Below are 16,914 nucleotides of genomic sequence, written 5' to 3'. Positions count from 1 at the left end.
CGCATCGCGCACCTCCCGCGCCCGGCCCGGTTGCGCATGCGGACGGTGGATCGTCCCTCACGCCCGACCGCTCCTCTCAGCAATGCGAGATGCACCCCGAGTCGAGGTGACGCCGAGCCCGGGAAGACGAATCCGGGGATCCGCTCTCGCGAGCGGATCCCCGGATCTCGGCGGAGCGCGCAACTACTTGCCGTCCTCCTCGGGGACGTCCCCGATGTTCACGGCCTCGGTCACCGTCACGCGGCCGACCCCGGCCGCCTCGTCATGCTCGATCTCGTCGCGAATGGTGCGCACCGTGTCCGTGCTGGTACCCACCTGACGCAGCTCGTGCACCAGCTGCTCGAGCTCGGCACCGCCCGCCATGAGGCCCGTGAGCTCCTCGAGAGAGATCTCCGACTTCTCGTGGTAACCGATGCTCTGCCCGCGCTTCAGCAGCAGGAAGCGGTCGCCCACCGGATAGGCATGGTGCGGGTTGTGCGTGATGAAGATCACGCCCAGACCGCGGTCGCGCGCCTGCACGATGTAGCGCAGCACCACGCCCGACTGCTTCACCCCCAGAGCGGCGGTCGGCTCGTCGAGGATCAGCACCTTCGCGCCGAAGTACACCGCGCGGGCGATGGCGACGCACTGGCGCTCGCCGCCCGAGAGGGTGCCGATGGGCTGATCCACGTCGCGCAGATCGATGCCCATGTCGAGCAGCTCCTTCTTCGCAGTCCTGCGCATGAAGTCGACGTCGAGCCTGCGGAACGGCCCCCATCCCGTCGTCGCCTCCGACCCCAGGAAGAAGTTGCGCCACACCGGCATGAGCGGCGCGACCGCCAGATCCTGGTACACCGTTGCGATGCCCCGGTTGAGCGCCTCGCGCGGCGAGTTGAACCTCACCTCCTCGCCTTCGACGAGGTAGGCGCCCTCGGTGTTCTGGTGCAGTCCCGCGATGATCTTGATGAGCGTGGACTTGCCGGCGCCGTTGTCGCCGAGCACGCACATCACCTCTCCCGGGCTCACCTTCAGGCTGACATCGCGCAGCGCGATGATGTTGCCGTAGCGCTTGCCCGCATCGCGAAGCTCGACGAGCGGCTTCTCAGCGGTTGCCGTGGCGTTCATTTCTTGCCTCCCCTCGCTGCGCGGCGCTGCAGGGTGAAGTTCAGCACGGTCGCGCCGAGGAGCATCGCGCCGAGGAAGAACCTCAGCCAGTCGGGGTTCCACTCCGCGTACACGACGCCCTTGAGCGCCATGCCGTAGATGAGAGCACCGATCGCGCCGCCGATCGCGCTGCCGTAGCCGCCCGTCATGAGACACCCGCCCACGACCGCGGCGATGATGTAGAGGAACTCGTTGCCGATGCCCTCGCCCGACTGCACGGTCTTGAAGGCGAAGAGCTGATGCATGCCGAGCAGCCAGGCGCAGAAGCTGACACCCATGTACAGGCCGATCTTGGTCCATACGACCGGCACGCCCACGGCGCGGGCCGCATCCGGCGCTCCGCCGCTCGAGAAGACCCAGTTGCCGGTCTTCGTGCGCTGCAGGATCCACGTCGCGATGATGACCAGCAGGATCCAGTAGAACACCGTGATCTTCACGTTCACCCCGAAGACGGGCACGTCGGAGGCGAAGACCGCGGCCGCCGACTCGAAGCCGGGCCACTGCTCGATCGAGGGAGCGGCGACCCCGCCCGTGATCGCGCGGGTCACACCGAGGTTGAGACCGGTGATCATGAAGAACGTCGCCAGGGTGATGATGAAGCTCGAGAGCTTCGTCTTCGTGAGCAACCAGCCGTTGACGAAGCCGAGGAGCAACGACGTGACGAGGCCGATGATCACCCCGATCCACACGTTGCCGCCGAACCAGTACAGGAACAGCGAGGCGGAGAGCGCCGAGAAGACCACGCCGACGCCGGCCGACAGGTCGACCTCGCCGCCGATCATGAGGAGCGAGACGCCGACGGCCATGATGCCGACGGTCGAGGCGCCGTAGAGGATCGTGGCGATCGATTCGGGCCTGGTGAACTGCGGTGCCACCACGGCGAACATGATCACGAGGACCAGTGCTGCGGCGGTGGCGCCGGCCTCCGGCTTGGTGAAGAACCTGGTGAACAGGTTGCCGGAGGCCAGGCGCTCGTCAGCCTTGGGGGCTGTTGTCGTAGACATGTGAGAGGCCGCCTGCTTACTCGAACTGCGCTGCGACGCTGTCGAGGTTATCGGCGTTCACAACCGAGGGGCCGGTCAGCACGGCCTGACCACCGCCGAGCACGTAGCCGCCCTGATCGTAGAGGCGAACCGCCTCGACGCTGGAGTACCCCTGCATGAACGGCTGCTGATCGATGCCGAACAGAATCGTGCCGTCCTTGATGGCGTTGTAGACGTCGGCGTTGAGATCGGTCGTCGCGAGCTTGGCGCTCGAGCCGGCGTCGGCGATCGAGCTCTGAGCGGTCAGCGCGAACGGAGCGCCGAGCGTCAGCACTCCGTCGATATCGGAGTTGGTCTGCAGTTTCGAGGTGATGGTGGAGGCGACGTTGGTCATATCGGTGCCCTGCACGTAGAGCACCTCCGACGAGCCGGTGAAGGTGTCGGCCAGACCCTCGCACCGGGATTCGAGGCCGACGTGGCCCTGCTCCTGGATGACGCAGACGACCCTCTTGAGGCCCGCCTTGTTGAACTGCTCGCCCGCTGCCTGCCCGGCGATGAACTCGTTCTGCCCGAAGTGGGCGAGCACGCCCATGTCCTTGTACTGCTCCTCACCCGCGTTGATGCTGAAGACGGGGATGCCGGCGTCGACGGCCTTCTTGACCTCGCCCGCCATGGCATCGGCCTTCGCCAGCGTCACGACGATGCCGTCGACCCCCTGGTCGACCGCCTGCTGCACCAGCTGCGCCTGGCGCGCGCCATCCGGATCCGAGCTGTAGAGCAGCTCGATGTTGTTCTTGGCGGCGGCGTCCTCCGCACCCGCGCGGATCGTGTCCCAGAAGGTGTCTCCCGGGGCCGCGTGTGTGATGAGTGCGACCTTGAGCGGCTTGAGGTCGGAGCCTCCGCCATCGCCGTTTCCGCCGGCGGCGCCTCCCCCCGCGCCCGCGGGAGAACCGCACGCGGCGAGCAGCAGCGCACCAGCGGCTGCGATTGCGGCAAGACCGAGTCTGCCCCAGCGACCCTTACGTGACTTCAACATTGCTTCACTCCATCGTGTAATTGAACTAATGTCGTTACAAAGCTTGCGCTCTATTTTTACAGTACCGTAACTTTCCCATCGAAGTGAACCGTCGCGGTAAAAGTTCGATAACGACGTCGCCGGGCTCTTTTTTCGATCCCGCCGAGCGCATCGGCATCGCCCCGCGTCGCGCGCTGTCCGGCGGATCAGCTCGCCCACCCGGGATCGATATCGATCGGCCCTCGCTCACGGACACCGCATGCCGCAAGATTGGACCGGTCCAAATTTTTACACGGATGCAACTTCCCTGTCAAGGCGGGCGCGAGATGCCCGACGGTGCCGCGCAGCGGAGCGATATGACGACCACCCCTCAACTCCTCGCCACCTGCTGGACGACGGCGGGGAGAGCGACTCCCGACGGTCCGACTCTCCGAAGCCCGCTCTCCGTCGAGGAGCGCATCGCGGCCGCCGAGGCGCTCGGGACGAAGACGGTGAAGGCGGCTCCCGACACCTCCGCTCCGGCCGATCCCGACCGCCTCGCCGAGCGCTTCGACACGCTCGCCCTCATCAACGCCGTTCGGGCGACGCGGTTCGACGGCATGCGGGGCGTCGAGATGCTCTCGAGCCGGCACCGTTCCCTGCCGCGCCCGCAGGCGCTTCGCGAGGCGCGCGAGGCGCCGCTCGCCTGCTTCGCCGAGGCCGAACTCCGCGAGTTCACGAACCCCGCGCCCGGCTACACCGTGGCGACGTGGGCCGGCGAACGGCCGGCCAGCACTTCCGACACGGCCTCGGCAGCCATGCGGAACGTGGTCGCCGTCGCGCCCTCCGAGAGCCCCGTCGTGTGCGGGCTCAGCAGCGCGCGGGGGTGCCCGGCGAGGGGGTGATCCCGAACCGGCTCGGTCTCGAACACGTCCAGTCCGATGCCGCCCAGGGCGCCCTCGTCGAGTGCGGCGCGCAGCGTCTCCGTGCGCACAAGGTCGGCGCGGGCGCAGTTCACCAGCACCAGCCCCGACCGCGCGGTGCGCAGCAGCTCGATCGGCAGCAACTCGCCGCCACCGCCCGGAAGGTGCAGCGTCACGGCGTCGGCCCTCCGCACCGCCTCCTCGAGGCTCACGTTCTCGTAGGCCTCGGCCCGCACGAAGGGATCGTGCACGATCACCCGCATGCCGAAGGCCTCCCCGAAGCCCGCGATGACACGCCCGATGCGCCCGAAGCCGAGCACCGCGAGCGTCTTCCCGAAGAGGTCGCCGGGCACCGGGACGGGTTCGCCGCCCCACCGCCCCGACGCGACGAACGCGTGGGACTCCCCAACCCGCTTCACCAGCGAGCAGACCATCGCGAAGGCGCCCTCCGCGACCGCCCGACTGTTGCTGCCCGGCGTCACCGCGACCGCGACGCCGCGCTCGGCCGCCGCCGCGACGTCGACGCGGTCGACGCCGACGCCCGTGCGCGCGGCCACCCGCAGCCGCGGCATGCGCGCCAGCAACCCCCGATCCACGTCGAACGCGGCACGCACGATCGCACCCTCGGCCACCGCGAGGTCGGCGGCTGAGGGATCGGCCACGAAGAGGGCATCATCGGGCAGGTAGGGTACGACGAGCGCCGGATCGACCGGACCGAGACCGACCACGACGGGGACATCGCTCATCGCCCGGTCCCCAGGCCGTCGGGGATCGAGGCGCGAACGTGGGAGGCGAGCAGCGTCGCGTCCGAACCGATGGCGAGGAAGCCGAAGCCGCGATCGCGGTAGCGCTCGACGGCCTCACGGTCGTTCGCCAGAATCCCGGCGACCTTCCCGTGCCTGCGGCAGGCGTCGACGACGCGATCGAGCACGGCCTGGAAGCCGGGGTCGTCGAACCTCCGGGGCAGGTCGAGAGCGTAGCTGAGATCCTGCGGGCCGACGAAGAGCACGTCGGCACCCGGAGTCGCGGCGATCGCCTCGAGATCCTCGACCGCGCCACGGGTCTCGATCTGCACGATGCCGATCACCTGCTCATTCGCCCCCTCGAGGGCCGCGGTGTCGAGCGTCCAGCGCGCGGCGCGGTTGTAACTGGCCACGCCGCGGTCACCCTCCGGCGGGTACAACTGGTGCCGCCGCGCCTCGGCGGCCTCGACCGCGCTCGAGATGCGCGGGAGCATCACGCCTGCGGCGCCGGCATCGAGCGCTCGCCCGATGCGGATGCGCTCCGGCTGCTCCACCCGCACGAGCGTCGCGGTGCCGTACGCGCCCGCGGCGGCGGCGATCGCGCCCACCTGATCCTCGTCGCCGCCGCCGTGCTCGAGGTCGACGAGCACCCAGTCGAGGCCGGCGGCCGCGCACACCTCGGCGGCGGTCACCGAACCCAGCCCGAGAAAGGTGCCGACGGTCGGCTCGCCCGCGAGGAAGCGCTCGCGCAGCGCACGACCGGCGCCGAGCGGACCGGCCGCGCGATCCCCGGCGCTCACCCGTGCCACCGCTGCAGCGCGAGACCCTCGCCGTACTCGGCGAGCTTCTCGGAGGTGTCGACGTGCTCCCACACCTCGGCGGGCGACACGTCCCACCACACCTCGGAGGACGGCAGGTCGGCGTGCGGGATCGTGGGCACCACGATCACCACCGGGCCGCGTGCATCCCGGGTATCGTCGAGCGCCGCGCGCACCTCGTCGGCGGTGACGGGCCTGCGCACCTCCGCGCCGAGCCCCGCCGCGATCTGCGCGAGGTCGATCTTCAGGTAATCGCCCTCGAGGCGATCCGCGCGCGCCCGAGCCGACTCCGCCCGCTCGACCGCCCCGGTCAGCGCGCCCTCGCCCTCGCGGTAGCGGAACTCGTTGCCGAAGTGCTCGCCCGTGCGCCACATCTGCAGGCGGCGGATCACCTGATAGCCGTGGTTCTCGGAGATGACCACGGTGAAGGGGATCCCCTCCTGCGCAGCGGTGACGATCTCCGTGGGCATCATCACGAAGGTTCCGTCGCCGATGAACGCGGTCACGCGATGCGCGGGATCGGGATCGGCGACGCGCACGCCCATGGCGGCGGGCAGCTCGTACCCCATGCACGAGAAGCCGAACTCGAGGTGCGCGTGGCGCCCGCCGGTCGCGTCCCACACCTTCTGCAGGTCGCCGGGAGGGCCTCCCGCCGCTGCGACGATCGTGTCGCCCGGCCGCGCGTGCTGCTGCATGAGCCCGATGAGCTGGCCCTGGGTGAGCACGGCGTCGGTGTTGGTGTTGGTGCCGTCGGGCAGCTCGGGGTGCCGCTCCGTCGGGAAGCGGGTGCCGGGATCGAGCGCGGCGTCGCGCGTCGGAATCCACTCTGCGCGGGCGGCCTCGACCTCGGCGGCCCACGCCGCGGGCACCCGGTAGTCGCCGAGCTCGGCGGCGAGCGCCTCGAGCGCGAGCTTGGCGTCGGCGATCGCGGCCGTCGCCCCCTGCTTCACGGCGTCGTGCTCGACCACGTTGATCGAGGCGAAGCGCACGCCGGGGTCGGCGAACAGCGACTGCGACGCGGTGGCGAAGTCGGTGAGGCGCGTGCCGATGTGCACGACGAGATCGGCGCGCCCGGCGAGGCGATTGGTCGTGGGCGCCCCCTCGAGACCGATGCCGAACACGCTCCACGGCCCGTCCTCGGTGATGGCGCCCTTGCCCGCGAAGGTCTCGCTGACGGGCAGCAGCGTCCGCTTGCCGAGCCGGGTGAGTTCGGGCTGCGCATCGGAGTAGATGACGCCACCGCCCGCGATGACGAGCGGGCGCTCGGCGTTCTTGATGAGCTCCGCGATCCGCGCGATCTCGGCCGCGTCGGGCACGCGGCGGCGGATCGCCCAGTCGCGCTCCTCGAAGAACTCGACGGGGAAGTCGAAGGCGTGCGACTGCACGTCCTGCGGCAGCGCGACCACGACCGCGCCGGTCTCCTCGGGGTTCCCGAGCACTCGGAACGCCTGCGGGAGCGCGGTGAGCAGCTGCTCGGGGCGGGTGATGCGGTCGAAGAAGCGGGCGACCGGGCGGAACGCGTCGTTCACGGTGACGTCGGGGGCGCCCGGCAGGTCGAGCTGCTGCAGCACGGGGCCCTGTCGGCGGGTGGCATACGTGTCGCCGGGGAACAGCAGCAGCGGAACGCGGTTCACGGTGGCGAGCGCCGCGGCCGTGACGAGGTTCGTCGACCCCGGGCCGATGGACGCGGTCACGGCGAGGGCCCGCTGCCGCTTGGAGGCCTTCGCGAAACCGGTGGCCATGTGCCCGAGCGCCTGCTCGTTGCGTCCCTGCACGAACGGCAGGCGATCCGCGTGCTCGGCGAACGCCTGCCCGAGGCCCGCGACGTTGCCGTGGCCGAAGATGCCGAGTGCCGCCGGCACGAAGCGGCGGCGCTCGCCGTCGGCGACCGAGTACTGGGCGGCGACGTATCTCACGATCGCCTGTGCGACCGTGAGGCGGACGGTCCGCCCGGAGTGTCCTTGGACCATGTCAGATGCTCCCTTGCTTCCTGTGACTACTGCTTGTTCTGAGTACTTGCTGCTCGACGAGGCCTGGTCGGCCGCGCGAGCGGTGCCCGAGACGTCTGGGAACCGGAACTCCCGGCCAGCGCCCAATGCAGACTGTTGAACTGTGCGGGTGACCCCGGCGGCCGGCCGAGCGACCGTCCGGGTTTCTCCCGCGAAGCTTGGCCGGGTCTGGCGGGAGCGATCGTGGTTCGGCGCGCAGCGCCGGACACGATCGCGGATGGATGAGCTTCGCGGGAGAAACCCGGGCGGTCTCGATCCCGATCCCGATCCCGAATCACCCGTGCATGATGACGGTCTTCACCTCCGTCATCTCCTCGATGGCCGACCGCACGCCCTCCTTGCCGTAGCCGCTGGCCTTGAGGCCGCCGTAGGGCATGAGGTCGGCGCGCCACAGCGGCGTCCAGCCGAGGTGCACGCTGCCCGCGTCGATCTCCCGCACCGCGCGCACACCCTCCGAGAGGGTGCCGCCGAACACGCCCGCCGCGAGCCCGTAGGGGGTGCCGTTGGCCGCCTCGACCGCTGCGTCGAAACCGTCGACCGTGGTGACGGCGACAGCCGGGCCGAAGAGCTCCTCCTGCGCGAGCGCCTGGCGGGTGGCGACACCCGTGACGACCGCGGGCGACACGAAGCCGCCGTCCCGCTCGCCGCCCGTGAGCAGCGTGGAGCCGTCGGCTACGGCCCGGGCGATGCTGCGCTCGACGCGCTGCGCCTCGCGCTCGGTGATGAGCGGCCCGAGGGTGACGCCCTCGGCGAAGGGGTCGCCCGCGCGGATCGCCCGCACCTTCGGCAGCAGGGCGTCGAGGAAGTCGGCCTCGACGTCGCGGTGCACGACGACGCGCTGCACCGAGATGCACACCTGGCCGGCGTTGACGTATCCGCCCGCGGCGACCGCCGAAGACGCCCTCTCGATGTCGGCGCCCGGCAGGATCAGCGTCGGGGAGGAGGCGCCGAGCTCGAGCGAGAGCTTCTTGACCCCGGCGACGGCGGCGATCCGCTCGCCCACCGCGGTTGACCCGGTGAAGGAGATCTTGCGCACGCGCGAATCCGACACCAGCGCGTCGCCGAGCACGCCGCCCGAGCCGGTCACCACCGAGACGACGCCCTCGGGCACCCCGGCCTCGACGAAGAGCTGAGCGAGAGCGAGAGCGGTGAGCGGCGTGGCCGCCGCGGGCTTGAGAATGACCGCGTTGCCGGAGGCCAGGGCCGGGCCAACCTTGTGCAGCACCAGCAACGCGGGGTAGTTGAAGGGGGTGATGGCGACGACGATCCCCACAGGCTGGCGCAGCGTGAAGCCCACCTTGTCCTGCCCCGTACCCGGATTCGCGTCGAGCGGCAGGCTGTCGCCGTAGAGCTGGCTGCCCTCGTGCGCCGAGAGGCGGATGATCGCCCCGGAGCGGCGCGCCTCGCCGAGCGCCTCGCCGAGCGGCTTGCCGTTCTCGGCCGAGATCGTGGCGGCGATCCGATCGGCGCGGGCGTCGGCGAGGTCGGCGGCGCGGTTCAGGATCGCGGCGCGCTCGTGCGCGGGTGTGCGGCGCCAGACCGGGGCGCCGCGCTCGGCTGCCGCGATGGCGGCATCGACGTCCGCGACCGTTGCGACCGCGACCTCGCCGACGGCATCGCCGTCGTAGGGCGAGCGCACCTCCGCGCGGGCGCCGTCCGCGGCCTCGCGCCACTCGCCGCCGATCAGCAGCCCGCAGCTGCTGTACTCTCGTGTGACCTGCGTGCCCTGCGCGTACATCGCCGTCCTTTCATCCTTGATTTGGACCGGTCCAAATTGTAAGCACAAGGGCCCGGGCGCGTCAACTCCCGCCCCGCGGGCGTTTCGCGGGCGTTTCGCGGGCGCGGGGATCGCGACGCGCCGAACCCCCTCGCCGAAACCGCACGACCTCACCGATACGCCAAGACATTTGCGCGATTCTCTTGGCCTTTCGGGTAACCTCTGGCGTCTCGGCGCCCGCCCGGTCGAGGTGTTCGCGGTCGCCGACGCGCTCGCATACCCCGAGTTCAAGGAGGCGGGCCTGCTCGACACCGCGGTCGTCACGGTCCGCTACGACAACGGCGCGATCGCCACGGCCGAGGCCAGCTTCTCGGCTGCCTACGGCTACGACGTGCGCGGCGAGATCTTCGGTTCGGCCGGTATGGTCACCGCGGGCGACGCACGCGAGCACAGCGCGCGCCACTACACCGCGGCGGGCGAGGCGAGCGCCACCACGCGCCTCAACATCGACCTTTTCCACCAGGCATACACCGACGAGCTCGTCTCGTTCGCGGCCGCGGCGCGGGGCGGCGAGGTCGCGGGAGCCCGCGGCGAGGACGCCCGCGCCGCGCTCGTCATCGCGCTCGCCTCCGTCGCCTCGGTACAGGAGCGGCGACCCGTCGCGCTCGCGGCCGACGGGTCGCTCGCATAGGGCACCGCGGGCTGCGGCTCCGGGAGCGCAGGAGCCGGAGCCGGGAGGTATCGGGGCGAAGGACGCCGGGGCGTGCCCGAGCGACGCGGGATCAGCCCCCCGTCGACCCCCGCACCACGAGGCTCGGCGGGATCAGCACCTCGCGCCCGCGCCGGAACGGCCCCGACGCGGCGAGCAGCGCCTCCGCCGCCTCCCGGCCGATGCGCCGATTGTGCGGGTCGACGCTCGTCAGGGAGATGCGCGGGATCGAGGCGAGCGTCGAGTCGTCGTAGCCCGTCACACGGCAGTCCCCGGGCACCCGCACGCCGGCCTCTTCGAGCGCGGCGATGACGCCGAGTGCGGTGAGGTCGTTCACGGCGACGATCGCCTCGGGAACGCGGCCCGCGGCCAGGAGCCGCTCCACCGCGCGTCGCGCGTCGCGCTCTGTGAAGTCGGCTCGCTCCACCGCGGTCGTCCCGCTCAAGCCGCGGCGCTTCGCCGCCGCTCGGAAGGCGCGCTCCCGCGACGCCGACACCGTTCCGCCGTCGCCGCCGACGAAGACGATGCGGGCGATGCCCTGATCGGCGAGATGGTCGACGACCAGATCGATGCCGGCGCCGTCATCGGTGCGCACCGCCGCCACCGTGTCATCGGTCGCATCGATGGCGCTCGCGACGACGGTGGGGATCGTCGCGGTGAGGTCCGAAAGCTCGGGGAACTCCGGGATCGTGCCGACCGTGATGAGGCCCGCGGGCCTCAGATTGCGCAGCACGGCGAGGTTGTCGCGATCGAGCACGGACTCGCCGCTGCCGTCGTCGACCTGCGCGGTGACGATCATCGTGCGCTGGCCGGCCTCGCCGAGACGGGCCTTCGCCGCGCCCACGATCTCGGCGAAGATCGGGTTCGACAGATTGGAGACGAGGATCGCGACGAGATCGCGACGCCCCGCCGAGAGGGACTGGGCGACGAGATTCGGGCGGTAGCCGAGGGCCTCGGCGGCCCGCAGCACCCGCTCTCGCCGCTCCTCGCTCACGTTCTCGCCGGCGTTGAAGACGAGCGAGACGAGCGACTTCGAGACTCCAGCCTCGCGCGCGACGTCGCGGATCGTGGGCGGGCGCGCCGGTACCATGGGCGCGGCGACCGCGGCTTCGGCCTCGGGGGGCGCCGGTGCAGGCGCGTCGGTTCCCGCTCGCTCCGCCATCTGCACTACCGCCCCTTTGCTCGCACACGCCCTCGCCGCCTTGTACCGTTCCAAGCCATTCTACCGCCGACCCGTGAACCAGCCCTGCGATGCGCCCCCACCGTGGATACGGGATCTGCCGTAGATATGGCCGACGCACCTGGCTGGGAACATATCTACGGGAGATCCCATACCTCCGGCCGCTCAGCCGGCCGGAGTCTCGCTCGGCTCGCCCGCGGGATCAGATAAGAGGCCGAAGATATCGGGGGCCTCGAGCACGGCACCGTCCTGCGTGAGCAGCCAGAGCAGTCCGAGCGCGCCGACAAGTCCCGCGACGAGCACGACGACGCGGTAGACGTTGCGCTCCCGGTCCCCTCTCACAGCAGCCGAGTCTACGCCCCGAACGCCGCCGCGAACGCGTCGAGCGCCGCTTCGGGATCGCCGCTCGCCCAGGCCTCCATGCCGATCACGCCCTCGTAGCCGAACTCGCGCAAAGAAGCGGCGATCGCCTCGTAGCGGATCTCGCCGGTGCCGGGCTCGCGGCGGCCGGGCACGTCGGCCACCTGGATCTCGCCGATCCACGGCAGCGCCTCGGTGACGAGGGAGATCAGGTTTCCCTCGCCGATCTGCGCGTGGTACAGGTCGAGGTTGAGGCGCACGCCCGGCCGGTCGACGGCCCGCACGAGCGCGAGCGTGTCGGCGGCCCTCGCGAAGGGGGTACCGGGGTGGTCGACGGCGAGGTTGAGGTTCTCGAGCACGAAGATACGGCCCGCGGCCTCGCCCAGCGCGGCCAGCTCGCGCAGGGTGTCGGCGGCGCGGATCCAGTCCTCCCCCGTCGCGCTCTCGCGCGGCACGACGGGCAGCCCGCCCTCGCCGAGCCCGGTGCCGTGCAGGTTGAGGCGCGGCGCATCGATGATCTCGGCGGCGCGCAGCGACTCCTTCGCGGTGGCGACGAGTTCGGCGCGGCCCCCGTCGGTGGTGAGGTCGCCGCGCAGGTAGCCCGTCATCGACGAGAACTCGGCGCCGGTTGCGGCGAGCGCCTCGAGGTCCTTGGCGCTCCAGTCCCAGATCTCCACCAGGAAGCCGCGGTCGTGGATGCGGCGCACGCGCTCCTCGAACGGCAGCTCGAGGAAGAGCATTTCCGCGCAGGCGGCGAGGCGGTAGGTCATCGGCGGGTCCTCTCGGGTGGTTCGGGATCGGCGCTCGAGGCGCCCGGAGTTCAGATCTCGACGGAGACGGCGACGCCCTCGGTGGCCGACCGCTGGGCGGCGTCGGCGAGCATGAGGGCGGCGCGGCCGTCCTCGAAGGTGGGGCTGGTCGACACCTCGCCGCGCACGAGCTTGACGAACTCGGTGAGCTCGTCGGCGTAGGCCTGCGCGTAGCGCTCGAGGAAGAACGCGCCGAAGGCGGGCTTCGCGTCGACCGCGTCGGCGGTGGAGGCGCTGACGAGGCTGGTGGGGGCGTTCGCGACCTGCAGCATGCCCCTCGCGCCGAAGGCCTCGAGGCGCTGGTCGTAGCCGATCGCGCTGCGGCGCGAGTTGACGATGGTGACGATGGCGCCCGAGGCGGCGCGCAGCGTGGTGACGGCGGTGTCGAAATCGCCGTGCTCGCGAGCGCCCGGGTCGAAGGCCTGGGTGCCGGTGGCGCTGACCGAGACGATCTCGGGCAGGAAGAAACGGGCCATGTCGAAGTCGTGGATGGTCATGTCGCGGAAGATGCCGCCCGAGACCCTGACGTAGTCGGCGGGCGGGGAGGCCGGGTCGCGGCTGATGATGACGAGCTGCTCGAGCTCGCCGATCTCTCCGGAGGCCACGCGATCCCGCACCGCCGAGAAGTCGCGATCGAAGCGGCGGTTGAAGCCGAGCGCCACGGGCACCCCGCTCGACTGCACGAGCGGGCGCAGGGCGTCGACGCGGGCGATGTCGAGGTCGATGGGCTTCTCGCACAGCACCGGCAGGCCGGCCTCGACCGAGGCCCGGATGAGGTCGACGTGGGTGGGCGTGGGCGAGGCGATGAGCACGGCGTCGATCTGCCCCGATGCGCCCGCGGCGATGAGCTCCTCGGCCGAGTCGGTGGCGGTGCCGCCGAAGTGCTCGGCCACGCCGCGGGCGCCCTCGATGAAGGGGTCGGCCACCCACGCGAGCGCCGAGTCGGGGGCGGCGGCGATGCCGGCGGCGTGCACGCGGCCTATGCGGCCGGTGCCGATGAGTCCGAAACGTACGGGGGTCTGCGTCATTGCCGTGTCCTCTGCGCTGTGAGATGGGGATCGTGGGGATCGGCGGGCCCGTCGCGGCGATCCCATGTTTGATAAGACATTATGTCGAACACAGTATAGGGCTTGGACCGATCCGACACTGGCCGTACGCGGAGTTCTCCGGCTCGGATCTCAACGACCGCGGCACCGGCTCGAGCCACCGGTCCCGCGCCCGCACCGAGCGCCCGACCGCGCCGATTCGTCCCGGCGAGCGAGCGCCCAGAGGCTCGAGCACCAGCGGCCGGCTAACGCCCGGAGACGAGCATGTCGGCGAAGCCGGCGACCTTCTGCCGGAGCGTCTCCACGCGGCGCTCGCGGGCGGCGGCCACATCGAAGCCCTCGTACGCCGGCGGGGGATCGTTGCGCACGTTGCGCGAGCACTCGAAGCCCCGGCAGAGCAGAAGGCCCACGGTCGCGCCGCGGCGGCCGGCGTCGCCGACGCGGCGGGCGCTGTAGAAGACGACATCGTTCGGCAGCCGCACGTCCCGGCACCAGTCGCACATGGCGCGGGAGCGCGGGGAGGCCTCCGCCTGCCGCAGCACGACGCCGACGGGATCCCCGCCCGGCAGGGGCAGGATCGCGTAGGCGCGCCGCGCGAACTTCGGGTCGCGGAGGCCGAGGTAGTCGAGCGACTCCCAGTCGCGCGTCTCGAGGTCCTCGGGCATCACCATCTCCTTCACCTCCCTGCGCGAAGCATTGACGAAGGAGGAACGGATGATGGACTCGGTCAGGGGAAGCATGTGAACCGTGCTCTCGGTCGGGGTCCCGGGCGGTCGCGCGCACGCGAGAGCACCCGGGACGGGGTGGATGCTGGCAGGCCTCGGCCGCCGCGCTCGCTGACTGAGCGCGGCGGGGGCGGGATCATCGCTCACCGGCGGCAGCGCCGCCGGTGACCTCCCAACGCCCGACAGGGGCGGAGCACCGAGCAATCACCCGGCCAGCTTAGCACTCGCCTGCAACGCTCGAGTCCCCCGGAGGCGCGGTCGACCGGCGCACCACGAGATTCGGGGCGAGCAGGCCGGCAGGTGCTGGATCGTCGGCACCCTCGAGCAGCTCGGCCAGCGCCCGCCCGGCGGCCTCGCCCAGCTCGCGCGGATCGCCGCTCACCGAGGTGAGCGCGATGAGCTCGTAGGCGGCGAGCGGGGAGTCGTCGTAGCCCACGACCGAGAGCGCCCGGGGCACCTCGATGCCGCGATCGCGGGCGGAACCGATCACGCCGACCGCCATCGGGTCGTTCACGGCGAACACCGCGGAGGGCGCGGGATCGGCCGCCTCGAACAGCTCCCCCGCCGCCGTGCGCGCCGCGGCCTCGCTGGTCTGCGCCGCGCGCAGCACCCGCGGCGCGAGGCCGCGATCCCGCATCTCGGCCAGATACCCCGTCTCGCGCGCGGCGGCGCTCGCGCCCGGCCCGGTGACGCAGACGATGTCGCGATGGCCGAGCTCGGCGAGGTGGGCAGTGGCGATCCGCCCGCCCCCGAGTTCGTCGCTCGCCACGACCGGGGCGCCCGGCGGCCGCAGCGCGCGCGTGCCCAGCACCACCGCCGGCACGGTCAGGCGCTCGAGCGCGTCGGCCGACACATCGCCCGCGAGCACCACGCCGTCGACGCGCAGCGAGCGGAACACCTCAAGGGGATCGAGCCCCAGGTGCGCGTTCAGCGACGCATCTGCGACGCTGAGGCTGTATCCGCCGGCCCCGAGCGCCGCGCGCAGGCCGGCGAGGACGGGAGCGAACCACAGGTTCTCGAACTCGTCGATCACCACGCCGATGCCGCGGGTGCGACTTCCCGCGAGGCCCGCCGCGAGACGACTGGGCGTGTAGTCGAGCTCGGCGACCGCGGCGAGCACAGCCGCCCGCTTCTCGTCGCTGACCCGCGGCGAGTCGCGCAGCACGAGCGAGACGAGCGACTTCGAGACGCCGGCGCGCTCGGCGACGTCGTAGATGGTGGGCGGTCTTCTCACGCGTCTCCTCCCGGTTCGTATGATCGCGAATCCCCGCCGCCGGTGCGGCCGGGCGGAATCCCCGGGGTTTCGCATTGACAGCGCGGCCTCGACAAGATTAGCGTGATCCTGATTGGAGCGCTCCAATAGTGAACCGGCCCCGCAGCGCCGCCGCGTTCTCCCGCTTCGACCGCCCCGAACCGCTTCGAACCACTTCGAGAGGAACCCCCGTGACCGCATCCATCGGCGTCGCCGTCATCGGCGCAGGCATGGCCGGCAAGGCGCACGCCGCCGCCTACCGCGCAGCCTCCACGCTCTACAAGCCCGCCCTCCCCCCGATCCGCCTCGTCTCGATCGCGGACATCAACGTCGAACTCGGCAGCGAGGCCGCCGCGCGCTACGGCTTCGAGCGGCACGACGCCGACTGGCGCGCCATCGTCGAGGACGACTCGATCCAGGTGGTCAGCGTGGTCGTCGCCAACTTCCTGCACCGCGAGATCGTCGAGGCGCTGCTCGCGGCGGGCAAGCACGTGCTCTGCGAGAAGCCGCTCAGCGACACGATCGACGACGCCCGCGCCATGGCGGAGGCCGCCCGCACCGCCGCCGAGCGGGGCGTGCTCGCCCGCATCGGCTACAGCTACCTGCGCGCGCCCGGCATCGCGTTCATGCGCGAGCTCGTCGACGACGGCCGCCTCGGCGAGGTGCTGCACTTCTCGGGTCGCTACTGGACCGACTACGGCTGCCGCCCCGACGCCCCCATGAGCTGGCGCTACCAGGGACCCCCCGGATCCGGCGCGCTCGGCGACGTGGGGAGCCATCTCTCGTACATCGCCGAATACCTCTGCGGGGAGGTGCAGCGGGTCTCCGGCGGCCGCTTCCACACCTCGATCGCCGAGCGCCCGAAGCCGCTCGGCGCCGTCGCGGGCCACACTCGCGGCAACGTGAGCGACGAGCTGGCGCCCGTCGAGAACGACGACTACGCCACGTTCAACGCGCGCTTCGAGCGCTGCGTGGGCACCCTCGAGGTGTCGCGCGTCGCGGCCGGCCACCCGAACGACCTCTTCCTCGAGCTGTTCGGCTCGAAGGGCGCCGCCCGCTGGTCGCAGACCAACCCGGGCCAGATCGAGGTCATGCTGCACGACGAGCAGGACGACCTCGCGGGCTACCGCACCGTGCCCCTCGGCCCCGCCCACCCCCACTACGCCGGCGGCTGGGCCATGGACGCACCCGGAGTCGGCATCGGCCAGAACGACCTCTTCGTGCACCAGGCGCGAGCCTTCCTCGAGGAGGTCGCGGGCGTCCCCGAGACCGCCTCGCTGCCTCGCTGCCGCACCTTCGCCGACGGCGTGCACAACATGGAGTTCCTGGCCGCCGTCGCCGAGTCCGCCTCGCTCGGCGGCGCGACGGTGCCGGTCGCTTCGCGCTGACCGCGATCCCGCACCGCCCTGCCCGCGGTGCTCGCCGTCCCCGCGCCGCAGCCTCCACCCCGCAGCCCCCGCCCCGCAGCCCCCGCCCCGCGCCGCAGCCTCCGCCCCGCGCCGA

At 71.6% G+C, this 16,914-nt stretch carries 15 protein-coding genes; 2 read left to right on the top strand and 13 right to left on the bottom strand.

Annotated features, from left to right (window positions below; translation table 11 throughout):
- Positions 1 to 183: 183 nt before the first annotated feature.
- The 7 genes from D1J51_RS08275 to D1J51_RS08240 form a co-directional block, all read right to left on the bottom strand.
- Positions 184 to 1,104 carry an ATP-binding cassette domain-containing protein gene (locus D1J51_RS08275; RefSeq protein WP_119074721.1) on the bottom strand — a complete coding sequence of 307 codons (921 nt, stop codon included), beginning with the start codon at positions 1,102 to 1,104 and terminating at the stop codon, positions 184 to 186.
- Complete coding sequence (locus tag D1J51_RS08270; protein ID WP_119074720.1) at positions 1,101 to 2,147, bottom strand: ABC transporter permease; 1,047 nt, start codon at positions 2,145 to 2,147, stop codon at positions 1,101 to 1,103. Before D1J51_RS08270 ends, D1J51_RS08275 begins: the two co-directional genes overlap by 4 nt.
- 16 nt (positions 2,148 to 2,163) lie before the next feature.
- The gene (locus D1J51_RS08265) at positions 2,164 to 3,162 is read right to left on the bottom strand and encodes a substrate-binding domain-containing protein (protein WP_119074719.1); all 999 of its coding nucleotides are present in this window, start codon (positions 3,160 to 3,162) and stop codon (positions 2,164 to 2,166) included.
- A 712-nt stretch (positions 3,163 to 3,874) separates the two neighbouring features.
- Positions 3,875 to 4,789, bottom strand: coding sequence for an NAD(P)-dependent oxidoreductase (locus tag D1J51_RS08255; RefSeq protein WP_119074718.1), 915 nt, complete (start codon positions 4,787 to 4,789; stop codon positions 3,875 to 3,877).
- Positions 4,786 to 5,586: an HpcH/HpaI aldolase family protein gene (locus tag D1J51_RS08250; protein ID WP_240423058.1), complete on the bottom strand. Its 801-nt coding sequence runs from the start codon at positions 5,584 to 5,586 to the stop codon at positions 4,786 to 4,788. Before D1J51_RS08250 ends, D1J51_RS08255 begins: the two co-directional genes overlap by 4 nt.
- Positions 5,583 to 7,574 carry a 3D-(3,5/4)-trihydroxycyclohexane-1,2-dione acylhydrolase (decyclizing) gene (iolD, locus tag D1J51_RS08245; RefSeq protein WP_119074716.1) on the bottom strand — a complete coding sequence of 664 codons (1,992 nt, stop codon included), beginning with the start codon at positions 7,572 to 7,574 and terminating at the stop codon, positions 5,583 to 5,585. The genes D1J51_RS08250 and iolD overlap by 4 nt, the downstream gene beginning before the upstream one ends.
- A gap of 313 nt (positions 7,575 to 7,887) precedes the next feature.
- Positions 7,888 to 9,351 (bottom strand): aldehyde dehydrogenase family protein, encoded by a 1,464-nt coding sequence (locus D1J51_RS08240; protein WP_119074715.1) that lies wholly within the window; start codon positions 9,349 to 9,351, stop codon positions 7,888 to 7,890.
- Between the two features lie 169 nt (positions 9,352 to 9,520).
- Here D1J51_RS08240 and D1J51_RS08235 point away from each other — a divergent pair, with 169 nt between their 5' ends.
- Positions 9,521 to 10,021, top strand: a complete 501-nt coding sequence (locus D1J51_RS08235) for a Gfo/Idh/MocA family oxidoreductase (RefSeq protein WP_162903725.1) — start codon at positions 9,521 to 9,523, stop codon at positions 10,019 to 10,021.
- 91 nt (positions 10,022 to 10,112) lie between these two features.
- Here the strand turns inward: D1J51_RS08235 and D1J51_RS08230 are convergent, their stop codons facing one another.
- The 6 genes from D1J51_RS08230 to D1J51_RS08210 all read right to left on the bottom strand — a co-directional run bounded on the left by D1J51_RS08230 (position 10,113) and on the right by D1J51_RS08210 (position 15,393).
- Entirely contained in the window at positions 10,113 to 11,201 is a 1,089-nt protein-coding gene (locus D1J51_RS08230) for a LacI family DNA-binding transcriptional regulator (protein WP_240423056.1), read from the bottom strand.
- A gap of 183 nt (positions 11,202 to 11,384) precedes the next feature.
- Positions 11,385 to 11,561, bottom strand: a complete 177-nt coding sequence (locus tag D1J51_RS17885; RefSeq protein WP_162903724.1) for a hypothetical protein — start codon at positions 11,559 to 11,561, stop codon at positions 11,385 to 11,387.
- Positions 11,562 to 11,572: 11 nt separating this feature from the next.
- Positions 11,573 to 12,349: a TIM barrel protein gene (locus tag D1J51_RS08225; protein WP_119074713.1), complete on the bottom strand. Its 777-nt coding sequence runs from the start codon at positions 12,347 to 12,349 to the stop codon at positions 11,573 to 11,575.
- A 50-nt stretch (positions 12,350 to 12,399) separates the two neighbouring features.
- Positions 12,400 to 13,416: an inositol 2-dehydrogenase gene (gene iolG / locus D1J51_RS08220; RefSeq protein WP_119074712.1), complete on the bottom strand. Its 1,017-nt coding sequence runs from the start codon at positions 13,414 to 13,416 to the stop codon at positions 12,400 to 12,402.
- Positions 13,417 to 13,679: 263 nt separating this feature from the next.
- A complete protein-coding gene (locus D1J51_RS08215) occupies positions 13,680 to 14,174 on the bottom strand; it encodes an FBP domain-containing protein (protein ID WP_119074711.1) in 495 nt (164 codons plus the stop codon).
- Positions 14,175 to 14,376: 202 nt separating this feature from the next.
- Complete coding sequence (locus D1J51_RS08210) at positions 14,377 to 15,393, bottom strand: LacI family DNA-binding transcriptional regulator (protein WP_119074710.1); 1,017 nt, start codon at positions 15,391 to 15,393, stop codon at positions 14,377 to 14,379.
- Between the two features lie 209 nt (positions 15,394 to 15,602).
- On the opposite strand from D1J51_RS08210, the gene D1J51_RS08205 reads away from it, so the two are divergent.
- Positions 15,603 to 16,799 (top strand): Gfo/Idh/MocA family protein, encoded by a 1,197-nt coding sequence (locus D1J51_RS08205; RefSeq protein ID WP_119074709.1) that lies wholly within the window; start codon positions 15,603 to 15,605, stop codon positions 16,797 to 16,799.
- The last annotated feature ends 115 nt before the right edge of the window (positions 16,800 to 16,914 follow it).

The organism is Leucobacter sp. wl10, assembly GCF_003569785.1.
Classification (GTDB): domain Bacteria; phylum Actinomycetota; class Actinomycetes; order Actinomycetales; family Microbacteriaceae; genus Leucobacter.
Note: the sequence above shows the minus strand (reverse complement) of the source record. Positions and strands in the feature narration are given on the sequence as shown.

Bases quoted from the DNA above. Each gene is read 5' to 3' on its own strand.
- iolD (WP_119074716.1), bottom strand. From the start codon at position 7,574: ATGGTCCAAGGACACTCCGGGCGGACCGTCCGCCTCACGGTCGCACAG.
- D1J51_RS08270 (WP_119074720.1), bottom strand. From the start codon at position 2,147: ATGTCTACGACAACAGCCCCCAAGGCTGACGAGCGCCTGGCCTCCGGC.
- D1J51_RS08230 (WP_240423056.1), bottom strand. From the start codon at position 11,201: ATGGCGGAGCGAGCGGGAACCGACGCGCCTGCACCGGCGCCCCCCGAG.
- D1J51_RS08225 (WP_119074713.1), bottom strand. From the start codon at position 12,349: ATGACCTACCGCCTCGCCGCCTGCGCGGAAATGCTCTTCCTCGAGCTG.
- D1J51_RS08265 (WP_119074719.1), bottom strand. From the start codon at position 3,162: ATGTTGAAGTCACGTAAGGGTCGCTGGGGCAGACTCGGTCTTGCCGCA.
- D1J51_RS08240 (WP_119074715.1), bottom strand. From the start codon at position 9,351: ATGTACGCGCAGGGCACGCAGGTCACACGAGAGTACAGCAGCTGCGGG.
- D1J51_RS08275 (WP_119074721.1), bottom strand. From the start codon at position 1,104: ATGAACGCCACGGCAACCGCTGAGAAGCCGCTCGTCGAGCTTCGCGAT.
- iolG (WP_119074712.1), bottom strand. From the start codon at position 13,416: ATGACGCAGACCCCCGTACGTTTCGGACTCATCGGCACCGGCCGCATA.
- D1J51_RS08215 (WP_119074711.1), bottom strand. From the start codon at position 14,174: ATGCTTCCCCTGACCGAGTCCATCATCCGTTCCTCCTTCGTCAATGCT.
- D1J51_RS08255 (WP_119074718.1), bottom strand. From the start codon at position 4,789: ATGAGCGATGTCCCCGTCGTGGTCGGTCTCGGTCCGGTCGATCCGGCG.